This window comes from Anaerotignum sp. MB30-C6, from assembly GCF_030908465.1.
Classification (GTDB): domain Bacteria; phylum Bacillota; class Clostridia; order Lachnospirales; family Anaerotignaceae; genus Chakrabartyella.
On the sequence record NZ_CP133078.1, the window covers coordinates 2,769,053 to 2,783,263 of the forward strand.

The following is a 14,211-nucleotide window of genomic DNA, read 5'->3' on the forward strand; positions in this document are numbered from 1 at the left end:
ACTTCTTATTTTTTTATCCCATTCTTTGTTTACTTAAATAACTCATCTAAGTTCTTCGCAATCACAACGGATTCCTGCACCATTTTTTGCAAATTTTCCATAGCCTTAGTTAGGTGCTGTGAACTTTCTAAAGTAATATTTGAGTCCTGAATGGTCTGGCCTATTTTTTCTTGTATTTGTCCGTTTAGAACATCAATTTTTAAAACCGTATCATTAGAGCTTTCCGCAAGAGTATGTATTTCCTTTGCCACTACGGCAAAAGTCCTTCCTTCATTGCCTAACCTGGCAGCCTCAATCGAAGCATTTAAGCCTAATAACTTTGTTTGACTAATGATTTTCCCAATGGATTTTAGTATATCAGAAATCTCCTTGGTTACGATACTAACTTCTGTTATTTTCTCAGAAAGCTCATTTTCATTCCCATACATCTCTTTGGCTGATAATGTTACAGTTTCGATTGTTTTAAATATATTCTTAAAGTTCTCTGTCAGCACTTTAGATAATACTTCTATTTCTAATCTGTTATAACCATTTTCCGCTAACGCATTTACAACGAGATTTAAAACTTCTGACGCCGCTTGGATATTCTTCATAGGAACAATATCTATTTTATGGGACGCAGACCATAGCTCATTGTCATTTAAATTTAGCTCTCTGGCTACCTTTCTCATTTCCCCTTCTTGGGGTTCGGAATCTAATATTTGCCCCCCCAGCACAGTTCCCAAATGCCGCCCTCTGACAACAATAGGACAGGCAAAGTCAATCAAGTTGGCATGACATTTTCCAATATGGGGCTTCCCTGTTTTAACCGCCTTTGTGCCCATATCGTTATGGCAAGTGGCACATCTGGCATCACCAATAGAGGAACTGTGTATATAATTACTACAAAACTCACGGTAATAACTAGGGGATGTGATCTCTCTTCCCTCTCGGTCAACGGAAACCGCTGCACAATTCATACCCAGTGCAAAGTTATCCAAAAAATCTTGCAGCAAATGAATTTCAATAATATCCGCCACTTCTAACTTGTCCAAATCAATTGTTCCATTCGTAATTTCTACCATTTTCCCGCCCCCTTGAAATAAATACTGAACTTCCAAATTGTTACAAACTCCATTTATTTTCATGTTATCACTACGGCTAATCCCTGTCAATGCAGGTGTAATATAACTTTATCAATTATTTATGTAAATAAATGTATGAAACCACCTTAAAAATCCATTTTTAAAATAATCTTATGATACAAAGGAAAAAACGATACTATACCTAAAGCCTCATAATTCTTTAGTAATAATCCACCTTGAGAAAGAGTTTAAAAGTTTTAAACATGACCTTCACCACAAGAAAAGCCTTTCTATCGCCAAAAACCTATGGAAATAATAAAATACCCCATCTGGCAATTCTATCTTTCCTTGCACAAATGGGGTATACCACTCAATTTTAAATTCTATCTTCCCTCTTCCATTCCTTCAATCGACGCCATAAATTGCTCGTAGGTGTCTCCCCATTTTTCTCTAGGTGGTGTGGAGCCAAGGCAACCATCCTCTAAATCTGCTAAATACCTTTGTCCTTGTTGATATATCTCACCCACAGTAATCGCACAGTCTAATTCTGTTGCAAGCTCACAGAGGGCCAATTCAGGGTCATTCGCCTTTTTTGTATCCAAAATTTTTTTTCGTAGAGAACTATCTTTTTTTGCTTTTTCTAGTAATTCAAATAATCCATCACTTAACATATTCTCGCCTCCTTTTTTCACAGTATTTCCAACGGAAAACATTTCAATGCTGAAAATTCTTGTAAAGTAACTTTAAATACAAAAAAGGATATTTCTAGAAATATCCTTTCGGCTAATGTTAAGTCTAAAGTTTTTATATCAAAACCCTGTAATCATTAAAAATCAATTCTTATTTTTAATCCATATCAAATAATCCCCATGGCCTTTGCACTTTCTTCAATGGCATTGGCAGCCAAGTCTAAATCTTCCTTCGTATGCCCCGCAGAAATCATCACTCTCAAACGAGCGGCACCCTTAGGAACCATAGGAAATAGAATTGCTTGGGCAAAGATACCTTTTTCAAATAAATCTTGGCTCATTTTCTGGGCCAACGCTTCATCCCCTACAATTACAGGGATTATAGGTGTTACAGTACTTCCAATATTCAAGCCAAGCTTGGTAATGCGTCTGGCAAAATACTCTCGGTTTTCCCATAATTTTTTTACATAGGACTCATCTTCCGAAACCATCTTTATCACTTTTAACGCCGCCGCCGCAAGACAAGGCGCCATGGGGGATGCTGTAAAAATAAAGCTTCTTGCCTTAGGACGTAATGCCTCTATGAACTCTTTTGAACCTGCCACAAATCCACCAGCAGAACCAAAAGCCTTTGATAAGGAACCCGTTTCCACATAAACTCGATGACGCAGACCAAAGTGATCTACGGTACCCCTTCCCATAGGGCCCATTACACCGTCCCCATGGGCATCGTCAACCATGAACATAGCACCATATTGATCTGCTAGGTCAGCAATTTCAGGAAGGGGTGCCAAATCCCCATCCATACTAAAAACACCATCGGTAACGATAAGTTTTTTCCCTTTCACAGGTTCTTTTAATAGTTCTTCCAAGGATGCCATATCTTTATGGCGATAAACCTTGATTTGGGCACGAGAAAGACGGCAACCATCAATGATACTGCCGTGGTTCAGCTCATCGCTATAAATCACGTCGCCCTTTCCCACCAAAAATGGAATCACCCCTGTATTTGCAGAAACACCACAATTAAATACCAAGGTAGCCTCCACATCCTTATATTTTGCCAATGCCTTCTCTAGTTCATTATGCACAGGAAAATTTCCTACAATATTTCGGCTGGCCGTAGTCCCTACGCCATACGCATCCAAAGCCTTCTTCGCCGCCTGTATTACGTCAGGATGGCTGGCAAGACCTAAATAATTATTGGATGCCATATTTATAACTTCCCGTCCATCTAAATTTACTCGTGCCCCTTGGGGACTATAAACAGTTCTGTACATTTATTTCTCCCTCTTTCTAAGTATCCCAGTTCTAACTCGTCTCGCCCTTTGGGGCGGGTAAAGACTTTTTTATAGTATAGCAAATCCATCTAGCAGAGACAACAGCATGCTTCCAAATATTTCAAAAGGCAGTAACCCTAGAATTTATCAACTTTCCTAGGTTACATTCCCTCCTTTGACCAGAAAAGATAAAAACACGCTTGAGGCGGCCCCAAGCATGTTCTATGATAAGTTCTTTATGATACAAGTTCTTTTCCTTCTCCTTTGCGATCCAACAGTCTATCTTTCCACTTCTCCAGTTCTACAATGGGTAAAGGCATAAGTGCTAATGCAACAACCACCAGCCATTCCGTAGTATCTAAAGGGGCAACTTTAAATACGGTAGCCAAAGGCTGTACCATAATTACCCCTACCTGCAACAACGTACCTAAAATCAAAGCTCCTACTAACCAGCGGTTTTCAAAGGGATGAATGGCAAATAAAGAATGCTCTGAACGCATGTTAAAAGAATGAACCAACTGAGACAAAGAAAGCACTGCAAAGGCCATGGTTCTTCCAGTAACATACATTTTCTCCTGATCAAAATAAATGTGTCCAATGGCAAAAGCAAGTAAAGCCAGCATACCAATCATCATGCCCTCTACCATGATCTTACTTCCCAATCCACCACCAAATAAAGTACTTTCCCTCTCTCTAGGGGGTCTTTCCATGCAGTCCTCCTCCACGGGGTCTAATCCTAAGGCAATGGCAGGTAAGGAGTCTGTTACTAAGTTCACCCATAAGAGGTGAATGGGTAAGAGGGGAGTTGCCCAACCAAAACACATAGCAGCGAAAATGGTGATAATCTCCCCAATATTACTGGATAAGAGGAAGTGTACCGCTTTTCGGATATTATCATAAATCCCACGACCTTCCTTCACCGCTTCTACAATGGTGGCAAAATTATCGTCCGTCAAAATCATATCCGCCGCACCCTTTGCAACCTCTGTGCCACTCTTTCCCATGGCACAGCCAATATCCGCTACTTTTAACGCTGGAGCATCATTTACACCGTCCCCCGTCATTGCCACAACGCTACCATCTTGCTGATAAGCCTTAACAATACGTACCTTATGCTCTGGGGCAACCCTTGCAAATACGGTACAATGGGAAACAGCACTATACAAATCTTTATCGGACATGGCACTTAATTCTTGCCCAGTGATGCAAGTATCGCCTTTTTGGTAAATACCCAGTTGGGTGGCAATGGCCTGGGCAGTAAGGACATGGTCCCCCGTTATCATAACTGGGCGAACCCCTGCTTTTTTACAAAGGGCAACGGCATTTGCCGCCTCGGGTCTGGGTGGATCAATCATCCCCGCCATACCAACAAAAACCATATCCCTTTCTACCGTGTCCTTTTTTCGCAGGTCAGGCTTTTCCTTCCACTCCCGAAACGCAACTGCAACCACTCTTAAGGCTCCTGCCGCCATTTCACCATTTTGCATTCTTGCTTTACTTTTTTTGCTGCCATCAAAGGCAACCTGCCTGTGTCCTTCCAAGCATTTACTACAACAATCAAATAAAATATCTGGGGCGCCCTTAGTTACAGTCATCCATGTACCATCGCCCATGGAATGCAGTGTTGTCATCATCTTCCTCTCCGAAGAAAAAGGAATTTCCCCCTCCCTTGGCATCTCTTTTTGCACATCCTCAAGCTTTATTCCACCTTCTTCCGCCGCTTCGGCCAAAGCCCGCTCTGTGGGATCCCCAACCAATTTCTCCTTTTCCCTGCGACAATCGTTACAAAGGGCAAATAAAGTAAGAATTAACTGCCTTTTCTCTTCATCTCTTTGTTTCCCATAGTCAGAAATTTTAACAACTTTCATCTTGTTTTGTGTCAAAGTCCCAGTTTTATCAGAACAAATAACCGCCGCACTGCCTAAGGTTTCTACTGCAGGCAAACGGCGTATAATTGTATTTTTCTTAGACATCCTTTGCATCCCTATGGCCAAAACAATGGTTACAATAGCAGGCAGGCCTTCAGGAATTGCGGCAACTGCCAAACTAACGGAGGTCATAAACATATTAAAGGGCTGTTCTTGGCGCATAATACCCATTACAAAAATAATAGCACAGATTGCCAATGCTCCCATGCCTAAGGTCTTCCCCGTTTGGCCAAGCTTTTTCTGTAATGGTGTTTCTTGATCATCTTGTTCTGCCAAAAGATTGGCAATGCGGCCAATTTCCGTATTCATGCCCGTTGCAGTTGCAATGGCACGTCCACTTCCACCCAAAACAAAGCTTCCCGAAAGAACCATATTTTTTCTATCGCCTAAAGCAGTTTCCTTAGAAAAATTTTTTGTTTCTTTTTCAACAGCCAAAGACTCCCCCGTAATTGCACTTTCCTCGGTTTTTAAACCTCGGCTTTCAATCACTCGTCCATCTGCACATATGTATCCTCCCGTTTCTAGAAGCATAATATCCCCAACCACCACATCCTCTGAGGGGATTTCAGCCCGCTTCCCACTACGAAGCACCACGGCTTTTGGCGCCGACATCTTTTTTAATGCCTCCAATGCTTTTTGGGCTTTGCTTTCTTGTATTACCCCTAAAAGAGCATTCAATACAACAATGGCGATAATAATGATAGAGTCAATAAAATCCTTTTCTCCATTCAAATAAGACACTCCAAAGGATATCACAGCAGCCGCTATGAGCAACATAACCATAAAATCATTAAATTGGGCAAAAAACCTTCTTATGATTCCGCTGTCAGTCCCTTCATGCTGAAGGATATTCTTTCCCTTTTCAGCTAATCTTTTTCTCCCCTCTTCTATGGAAAGCCCATTTTCCAAAGAAGTACCCAAAGACTGACCCACTTCTTTTGACTCTTGATTCCACCAATCCATATTCTCACATCCATCCTTTGTTTTTTTAATCAGTTTGTCCTCTTTTTCATATCTATGAGGTCATGCCCAAAAAAATTCCTCCTGCATACTATGTAAATCAGGAGGTGTTTCCTTATGTTTTTTTGTTTGCTACTTGCCCTCTCCCTTAGCGTTGATGCTTTGGGTATCGGCATCTCTTACGGATTGCGCCACATCACTTTCCCAACCGCATCCCGCATATTATTGGCATTCGAGACTTTCTTGATGATGGAAGGTTTTATTTTAGCAGGTCGTGGGCTTGCACTGCTTCTTCCCTCCACCGCAGGCGAGACCTTAGCCCCCTGCTTTTTACTTCTATTTGGTCTATGGCTTTGCCTACAAGGCTTTCGGAAGGCGAAAGAGCCGCCCTCTCCTTTGGCAACGGTTCATCAGCCCTCTGCCTGCGATAAAGACGCATCCCAAACATTAGACCCCAAGGAATCCCTCCTACTTGGGTTTATTCTTTCCTTGGACTCCTTGGGCGTTGGGATTAGCGCTGCAGCCTCGGGTATGGAAATTGGCACACTACCTCTGTTTGCCGCACTCTTCCAAATTACCTTCCTTTCCCTAGGGGCTTGCCTTGGTAGAAAACTTACCAGTTACACCAAAGTTCGAGAGAATATGTGGACCACAATTTCAGGTGGAATTCTTGTTTTCATCGCACTCATACGCCTTCTATAAGGAACCTTCAAGTTTAATTTCTTAGTTAAAAAACTCCAAAAATAAGTTAATATCCTACATCGACGAAAAGATGTTGCACATACTAATTACATGGTTTCCATCCCTCCCGAATCATGCTATACTTGAACAAAAACGGAGGCGATGGTTATGTTCACATCATTTAATAGTCTTGCCCTATATACAGCTCACTCCTTAGAAGAACAGGCAAGTATGCGTCAATTTTTAGAACAGGCAGGCATTGAACACTCTGTATCAGCCATTGATATCAATGCACCCAAAGGGTTTTATCCCGCTCTTTCACCGGAACTTTTGCTAACACAATCCATTCATTATATTTTCTATGTTTATAAAAAAGATTTTGCACAAGCAGACACTTATATACAAGAAAATTGGCATTGGGATGAGTAGGCATATAACCAATGAAAATTGACCACATGAATGGTGAAGGCAACCAAATTGAATTGACAATATTAAAAAAGGGCTAATTATATCACTATAATTAGCCCTTTTTTCGTGTTTCTAAGAATCAATATTATTTGTAGCTCTGTACGTTAACTTTACTGCTCCCCCTTTAAGAGTTACTTTTTTTCAAAGAAAACCCTTTACTGAATGAAACAACTGCAAAATAGATTCCTCATGAGAATATAGGTTTTCCACTTATCGGTGAAGCCTAGACGGAGAATATCTTTAAAGTTGCTCAATCCAATACCCAACTGCCCTTCTAAGAAACTCTGCACAGCCCGAAACTTCCTTATCATAGTAAGCTGTAAAACGCTCATCCATCACATACATTTCAGATAAACCTTGATGGGCCTGTTTGGAGTAAGCTTTCCAAGTCATCCCCAACCATTCCTTGTGCAACAGAACAATTCGCTTGCCCTCATCACTTTCAGGAGAAACACTATCAATGACTGCTTCCTTTAAACGCAACAAAATTTCACTGCCTAAATTCTGAAAACGCTCATAATCAGCCTGGGTCATACCCTTTATCTTTTCCTTGGTTTCTTCCATAGAAGCATCACCGTACTTTTGACGAACTTCCTCACCATATTTCAGTTCATTTTCCTGAATAATTTTTGCCTTAAAAATTTCAAATCTCTCTTTGTCGCTCATTTCCACCTCTCCTTTTTTCACTCGGATTGTTTTTTTTACAGTAGAAATCAAGCCGTCTAATCGAGTCTTCTGATTTTCAAGCTCTTCCAAGTGGCTATAAAGGGCCGAAAGAATATCAAAATCATTCTCATATAAAATACTTCTGATTTGCTCTAATCCCAAACCACGCTCTCGGTAAAAAAGAATTTGCTGTAACAACTCAACTTCCTTTTCACCATAAAAGCGATACCCCGCATCATTGGTTCGTAAAGGATACAGCAAACCAATCTCATCATAGTACCGCAGAGTACGTGCACTTACCCCAGCCAATTCTGACAATTCTTTTATACTATATTCCATATAGACACCTCCTACTGTAAGAAGAGGATACACCTTGCCGTAGCGTCAAAGTCAACAACAACTTAAAATTTATTTTTGCAGGCTAAAATTCTATCCACCAAAACCTTTTTTTCCGCCTCACTCTGAAAGGTTGCTTCCGCAGAGTATACCAACATTTGAAGGATATCATCCTTTGTAAAGCCCATATCGTTGATACAATGATCGTATTCTTTATCTAAGTTAATACCAAACAGCGTCATATTATCTGTGTTAATGGTAACTCGCATGCCCAAATCATACATTTGTTTCACATAATGCTGGCCGTATCCTTCTGTACTTTGACAGCAGACATTGCTGGTGGGGCAAATTTCAAAGGTTACGCCTTCTCTAATTGCCCTTTCGCACAAAGCAAGGTCTTCAAAGATATGATGGCCATGGCCTGCTCTTTTGGCTCCAAAGTTTAAAGCATCCTCTACGGTTTCAGGCCCCTGGCTATCCCCCGCATGGCAAGTAAAAGGCACGTTCAACTCCCTTGCCAAATCAAAAATTGGGGCAAAGTTTGAAAGGGGAACAATCCCCTCGGCTCCTGCTAAGTCTAAGGCAACAACCCCTGTGCCTAAGTATTCTTTTGTCAGGCGTACGGTTTCTAAATTTTCTTCCATATTTACCGTTTCAGGCCCGATGCTCATGGCACATAAAATGATGCCAATTCCAATTTCCGGATGAGCCTTAAGCCCTTCTTCTCTACCTGCCAAAACCGCATCAATGGCATCCTTTTGTGTCAACCCTTTTTGGGTGTGAAGCTGGGGTGCAAAACGAATTTCTGCATAAGCAACGCCTTCTTCTACCAACCATCCAATTAGTTCCTTTGTCACTCGTTTTAAAGATTCTTTATCCTGTAAAATTTGAACAGGAATTTCAAATCTTTCTAAACACTCATTTACATCCTTACAATCTTCAGGCACCATAATAAGGGGAATAAAGCTTTCCAAATCCTTTGCAGGCACATCAATCCCTTGGGCCTGAACCAACTCCCACGCTGTTTCAGGCAAAATGGAACCGTCCAAATGTAAATGCAAATCTATTTTCGGCAAATTGTATTTTCCCATAAAAAACTCCTCCTTTGTTCATATAAAAGTATAACTATATCATACCCGAACTTTCCGCTTTCTGTCAAAAACATATCAAAAAATCCCCTACCTCATAAAAAGAGTTCAGGGGATTTTTCATTCTTAATTTATATTAGCCATGGAACAGTTTTTTCGTCTGATACTTTGGCTCACAAGTCAAGTTTACACCCAACTTTTGCAATACATTTTCATCCACGTTAGATAAAATGACAGAAGAATGTGCCTCTGTGCATTTTAATTTTTCTAACTGCTGTAAAGCTAAGTTTGCCTGATCATCTGTTGTTGCACTGATACAAAGGGCAATTAATATTTCATCTGTATGCAGGCGAGGGTTATGGTTCCCAAGGTTATTTACCTTCAGTTTCTGGATTGGCTCAATAACCGTAGGGGAAATCAATTTTTCCTCTTTTGGGATACCTGCCAATTTCTTTAATGCATTTAATAGCATTGCCGATGTTGCACCCAGTAAGGGAGATGTTTTTCCTGTGACAACAGTACCATCGGGCAATTCAATGGCCGCACTAGGGGCATTGGTTTCCTCGGCTCTTTTCATGGCCGCCGCCACAACAGGTCTGTCCGCAACACTAACACCAACCTGTTTCATTAAAAGCTCCAGCTTAAATATCACATCATCTTCTAGGTTGCCTTTTCTATGCTCACAAAGGCTCTTAAAATATCTACGGATAATTTCATTACGAGAGGCCTCTTTTACTACCTCGTCGTCTATCATACAGTTGCCAACCATGTTTACCCCCATGTCTGTAGGTGATTTATATGGAGACGCACCGTAAATTTGTTCAAACATAGCATTTAATACGGGAAAAACCTCCACGTCTCTGTTGTAGTTAATGGTTGTTTCACCATACGCTTCCAAATGAAAGGGGTCAATCATGTTTACATCGTTCAGGTCTGCCGTAGCCGCTTCATAAGCCACGTTTACAGGGTGACGCAAAGGCACATTCCAAATAGGGAATGTTTCAAATTTTGCATAACCTGACTTAACCCCTCTTTTATTTTCATGATACAACTGAGAAAGACAAGTTGCCATTTTACCGCTACCTGGACCTGGGGCTGTAATCACAACCAGAGAGCGTTCTGTCTCGATATAATCATTTTTACCATATCCCTCATCACTTACAATCAAAGGAATATTGGTTGGGTATCCGGCAATAGGGTAATGCTTATAAACCTTAAGCCCCAATGCTTCCAATTTCTTTTCATATGCAATTGCCGCCGCTTGGCCATTAAACTGGGCTAAAACAACACTGCCCACATATAATCCGTATCCACGGAAGGCGTCAATCAAACGTAGCACGTCCATATCATAGGTGATCCCTAAATCGCCACGAACCTTATTCTTTTCAATGTCACCTGCGTTGATTACAATTACAATCTCGGCATCTTCTTTTAGCTGTACCAGCATATTCACCTTACTGTCTGGCTTAAAACCAGGAAGTACACGGGATGCATGGTAGTCATCAAATAACTTTCCACCAAACTCCAAATACAGTTTTCCACCAAATTGCCCAATTCGCTCTTTGATTCTTTCTGACTGCATTTTTAAATATTTTTCATTGTCAAAACCGATTCGTATCATCGCTAAATCCCCCGAAATTCTCATCCTTTTTCATTTACGGTATTAGATTATACTATCTTTTCCGACATAATACAAATGGAAATTAATAAACTGTCGAAAAATCCTGCTTTTACTATATTACCCTAATTCTTTTCATTCAAACAAAAAAAATTCCCTTCGAAGGATACAGATGTTGTCTGTAATCTACTTAGGAGATTTCTTTTATTTTCCAATGTATGTCATACTCTATCATACAACATTAACCAGCACTTATCTATGGCAATCATGAAACTTTAAAAGAATAACCTTAAAAAAATTTTAACATTACCCCTGATATATATTTCCTCTGCATTTTCTATGCTCCCCTTAAAATTCGTCCACTCCTTGTTTCATTGAATAAATTCCCTAAAAATCATCGACGCTAATACAAAAACTTCAAATTTCCACAAACTTGAACATTCTATTCCGTTACCGAAAGACAAAAAATTGACACTGTCTTTGCCCCAGAGCGAAATAAAGCTCGGCTACACTCATTTAGGGTTGCCCCAGTGGTAAAAATATCATCAACCAAGAGAATTCGCTTATCTGCACAATCTTTTGCAACGAAGACATTTTTCAAATTTTCATGGCGTTCTTTGGCTGATAACTTACTTTGGGGTGTTGTTGCCTTTGTTCTGGTAAGAATATTTTTTTCATAAACAATCCCCGTGTGATGGCTGATGCTTTTGCAAAGAATGTCTGCCTGATTAAAACCGCGTTCTTTTTCCTTTTGTCTATGTAAGGGAACCTCTGTCATAAAATCTATTTCCTTTATCCATCCTTCATGGTATAGAAGGATAAATTCCGCCATAAGACGTCCAAAAACCTTTCCATCCCCTTTTACCCCGTGAAACTTAAAACGGGCTATCCCATCCCTAAGGACTTCATAATCAAAGGCCGATACCCCTCTAGCAAATACCGGTCGATGTTCCAAGCAAGAATGGCACACCTCTCCAATTTCTAACTGTCTCCCGCAAAACTTACACCGATTTCCTGTTAGAAAAGGAATTTTCCCTCCACAGCTGCTGCAAAGGCCTTTTTCCCATTCCCCCATAGGCAGCAACGCACCGCAAATTACACAATAAGGAGGATACAACACATTTAAAAAACCTTGGATTAAGCTTTTCATGGCTGTACCTCCTGCTCAAACATAAAGTCATATAAATTACGTATGCGTTCCGCCAAACCTGTATACCGTCCAACCTCTCGGTTATTTGCAATCATCCCCGTCACCGTTTCCCGCAAGCCCACCAAAACAACCAGTTCCTTGGCCCTTGTCACTGCCGTGTAAAGCAAGTTTCTGGTCATAAGCATGGGGGGGCCGCTATAAACAGGCAAAATCACCACGGGGTACTCACTACCTTGGGATTTATGAATGGTAATGGCATAGGCAAGCTCCAGCTCCTCCAATTGAGAAAAGTCGTAATCAACCACCTTTCCGTCGTCGAATAAAACCTGTAGGATTTCGTTGTCATCATCAATTTTTGTAATCCGCCCTGCATCACCGTTATAAATGCCCAAGCCTTCATCGGTACGTTTCCCACGGTTGTTATAACTTCGCCAAACAATGTTGTAATTGTTTTTAATTTGCATCACCTTATCCCCTTCACGAAAGGTTGTCTGACGAAATTGCTTTTCTTCCTTTTCACGGGAAGGGGGGTTTAATGTTTGTTGTAATACTTGGTTTAAGCTTTGCACACCAAGAAGCCCTTTTCTCATGGGGGTTAATATCTGCATATCCGCCAACCCATCATGCCCTGTATAGTTGGGCAAACGGCTTTTCACCAGCTCTTGCACCGAAGCCAAAACTTCCTGCCCATATGCACGGCGCAGAAAAAAGAAGTCTGTTCCATTTTCGTTTAAAATAGGATCTTCCCCTTGATTAATGCGGTGGGCATTCATAATAATGGCACTTTCCTGTGCCTGTCTAAATACATGTCGCAGGCGTACCACCCGCAAACGCTCACTGCGAATCATATCCTTCAAAACATTCCCCGCCCCAACAGAAGGCAGCTGATCCATATCCCCCACGAAAATTACGCTGGTTCCATTTTCAACAGCCCGCAATAGGGCATGCATCAAATGTAAATCCACCATAGACGTCTCATCAATGATAATAACATCCGCCTCAATGGGGTCATCCTCATTCTTATCAAAAACCTGCCGCCGATTATCGTCGCTGACAAACGTAGTTCCCAATAAACGGTGTATGGTTTTTGCCTCTACTCCTGTGGCCTCGGTCATACGCTTTGCAGCACGGCCTGTGGGTGCAGCAAGAACCACTTCCTTTTCCTCTTTTTCCAAGAGACGAAGGATGGTGTTTATGGTTGTTGTTTTTCCTGTACCTGGGCCACCTGTAATAATCAGCACTCCGCCGCTCATCGCCTCCATAACCGCTTGGCGCTGCTCCGGAGCCAGTTGTACCCCTGTTTCCTTTTCCACCTTCTGTATTTGCTTTTCTAGAATAGTTAGGTCAACCCCTTCCACATCCATAGATAATTCCAATAGACGCTTTGAAACAGCCATTTCTCCATAGTAATAGAAATTTAGGTAAACTGCATCAATATTGTCCATTTTTTCTTGCCAAATCTGACTTTCCACCTGTAATTCCCGAATGGCATTTTCCACAGAAAACGGGTGCAATTCCAAAAGTTCCACCGCCTGATTCACCAACTTTTCTTTTGGCAAAAAACAATCTCCATTGGATGCGGCTTGGTTCAAAACATATTTGATCGCAGATTTAATACGGTTTGGATCATCTCCTGCTATGCCTGCATTTGCCGCCATCTTATCCGCCATTTTAAAGCCAATTCCAAACACATCATCCGCCAAACGATAGGGATTTGTCTTTACAATTTCAAACGTTCTTCCCTTATATTTTTTATAAATTCGCATGGTATACGCCGGAGAAACCTCAAAGCCCTGCAAAAACATCATTACCTTTCGCAACTCGTGCTGTTCTCTAAAAATTTCCGAAATGCGTTGTGCTTTTTCGTGGGTGATCCCTTTGATTTCTGTCAATAAATCGGGCTTTTCTTCAATTACATAAAAAGAGGCATCCCCAAAGCGTTCCACAATCTTTTTTGATGTTTTTGGCCCTAGCCCTTTAATCAGCCCCGATGCCAAATATTTTTCCATGCCGCTTTGAGAGGTGGGCATAGATTTTTCATAAAACTGAACCTGTAACTGCTTTCCGTAAGCAGGGTGGTTATTCCAGCTTCCTCTTACTTCCAGACTTTCCCCTGAATGAATCAAAGGTACAACCCCAACGCAGGTTATTTCCTCGCCTTGGGCAAGAATGGTAAAAACAGTATAGCCGTTTTCCTTGTTTTGAAAAATGATGTCTGCAATCTCACCCTTTAAAACCACATCCTCCATGTCTCACCCCTCCTTTCCTTTAAAAATAAAATCT

11 protein-coding genes are annotated in these 14,211 nt (G+C 41.1%); 2 read left to right on the forward strand and 9 right to left on the reverse strand.

Features of this window, described 5'->3' with window-relative positions; all coding sequences use genetic code 11:
- Positions 1 to 29: 29 nt before the first annotated feature.
- The 4 genes from RBQ60_RS13505 to RBQ60_RS13520 all read right to left on the reverse strand — a co-directional run bounded on the left by RBQ60_RS13505 (position 30) and on the right by RBQ60_RS13520 (position 5,924).
- Positions 30 to 1,064: a PocR ligand-binding domain-containing protein gene (locus RBQ60_RS13505; protein ID WP_307884197.1), complete on the reverse strand. Its 1,035-nt coding sequence runs from the start codon at positions 1,062 to 1,064 to the stop codon at positions 30 to 32.
- 383 nt (positions 1,065 to 1,447) lie between these two features.
- Positions 1,448 to 1,735, reverse strand: a complete 288-nt coding sequence (locus RBQ60_RS13510) for a hypothetical protein (RefSeq protein WP_307884198.1) — start codon at positions 1,733 to 1,735, stop codon at positions 1,448 to 1,450.
- Between the two features lie 185 nt (positions 1,736 to 1,920).
- On the reverse strand, positions 1,921 to 3,033 hold the full coding sequence (locus RBQ60_RS13515) for an aminotransferase class I/II-fold pyridoxal phosphate-dependent enzyme (protein WP_307884199.1): 1,113 nt from the start codon (positions 3,031 to 3,033) through the stop codon (positions 1,921 to 1,923).
- A gap of 236 nt (positions 3,034 to 3,269) precedes the next feature.
- Positions 3,270 to 5,924 (reverse strand): calcium-translocating P-type ATPase, PMCA-type, encoded by a 2,655-nt coding sequence (locus RBQ60_RS13520; protein WP_307884200.1) that lies wholly within the window; start codon positions 5,922 to 5,924, stop codon positions 3,270 to 3,272.
- Positions 5,925 to 6,038: 114 nt separating this feature from the next.
- Here RBQ60_RS13520 and RBQ60_RS13525 point away from each other — a divergent pair, with 114 nt between their 5' ends.
- Both RBQ60_RS13525 and RBQ60_RS13530 read left to right on the forward strand, forming a co-directional pair.
- Positions 6,039 to 6,623, forward strand: a complete 585-nt coding sequence (locus RBQ60_RS13525) for a manganese efflux pump (RefSeq protein ID WP_307884201.1) — start codon at positions 6,039 to 6,041, stop codon at positions 6,621 to 6,623.
- A 147-nt stretch (positions 6,624 to 6,770) separates the two neighbouring features.
- A complete protein-coding gene (locus RBQ60_RS13530; protein ID WP_307884202.1) occupies positions 6,771 to 7,031 on the forward strand; it encodes a hypothetical protein in 261 nt (86 codons plus the stop codon).
- Between the two features lie 279 nt (positions 7,032 to 7,310).
- Here the strand turns inward: RBQ60_RS13530 and RBQ60_RS13535 are convergent, their stop codons facing one another.
- The 5 genes from RBQ60_RS13535 to recD2 form a co-directional block, all read right to left on the reverse strand.
- Positions 7,311 to 8,075 (reverse strand): MerR family transcriptional regulator, encoded by a 765-nt coding sequence (locus RBQ60_RS13535; protein ID WP_307884203.1) that lies wholly within the window; start codon positions 8,073 to 8,075, stop codon positions 7,311 to 7,313.
- A 62-nt stretch (positions 8,076 to 8,137) separates the two neighbouring features.
- The gene (gene add, locus RBQ60_RS13540) at positions 8,138 to 9,163 is read right to left on the reverse strand and encodes an adenosine deaminase (RefSeq protein WP_307884204.1); all 1,026 of its coding nucleotides are present in this window, start codon (positions 9,161 to 9,163) and stop codon (positions 8,138 to 8,140) included.
- Between the two features lie 133 nt (positions 9,164 to 9,296).
- Positions 9,297 to 10,781, reverse strand: coding sequence for a DUF1846 domain-containing protein (locus RBQ60_RS13545; protein WP_307884205.1), 1,485 nt, complete (start codon positions 10,779 to 10,781; stop codon positions 9,297 to 9,299).
- Positions 10,782 to 11,220: 439 nt separating this feature from the next.
- A complete protein-coding gene (locus tag RBQ60_RS13550; RefSeq protein ID WP_307884206.1) occupies positions 11,221 to 11,928 on the reverse strand; it encodes a ComF family protein in 708 nt (235 codons plus the stop codon).
- A complete protein-coding gene (recD2, locus tag RBQ60_RS13555; protein ID WP_307884207.1) occupies positions 11,925 to 14,177 on the reverse strand; it encodes an SF1B family DNA helicase RecD2 in 2,253 nt (750 codons plus the stop codon). Before recD2 ends, RBQ60_RS13550 begins: the two co-directional genes overlap by 4 nt.
- Positions 14,178 to 14,211: the final 34 nt, after the last annotated feature.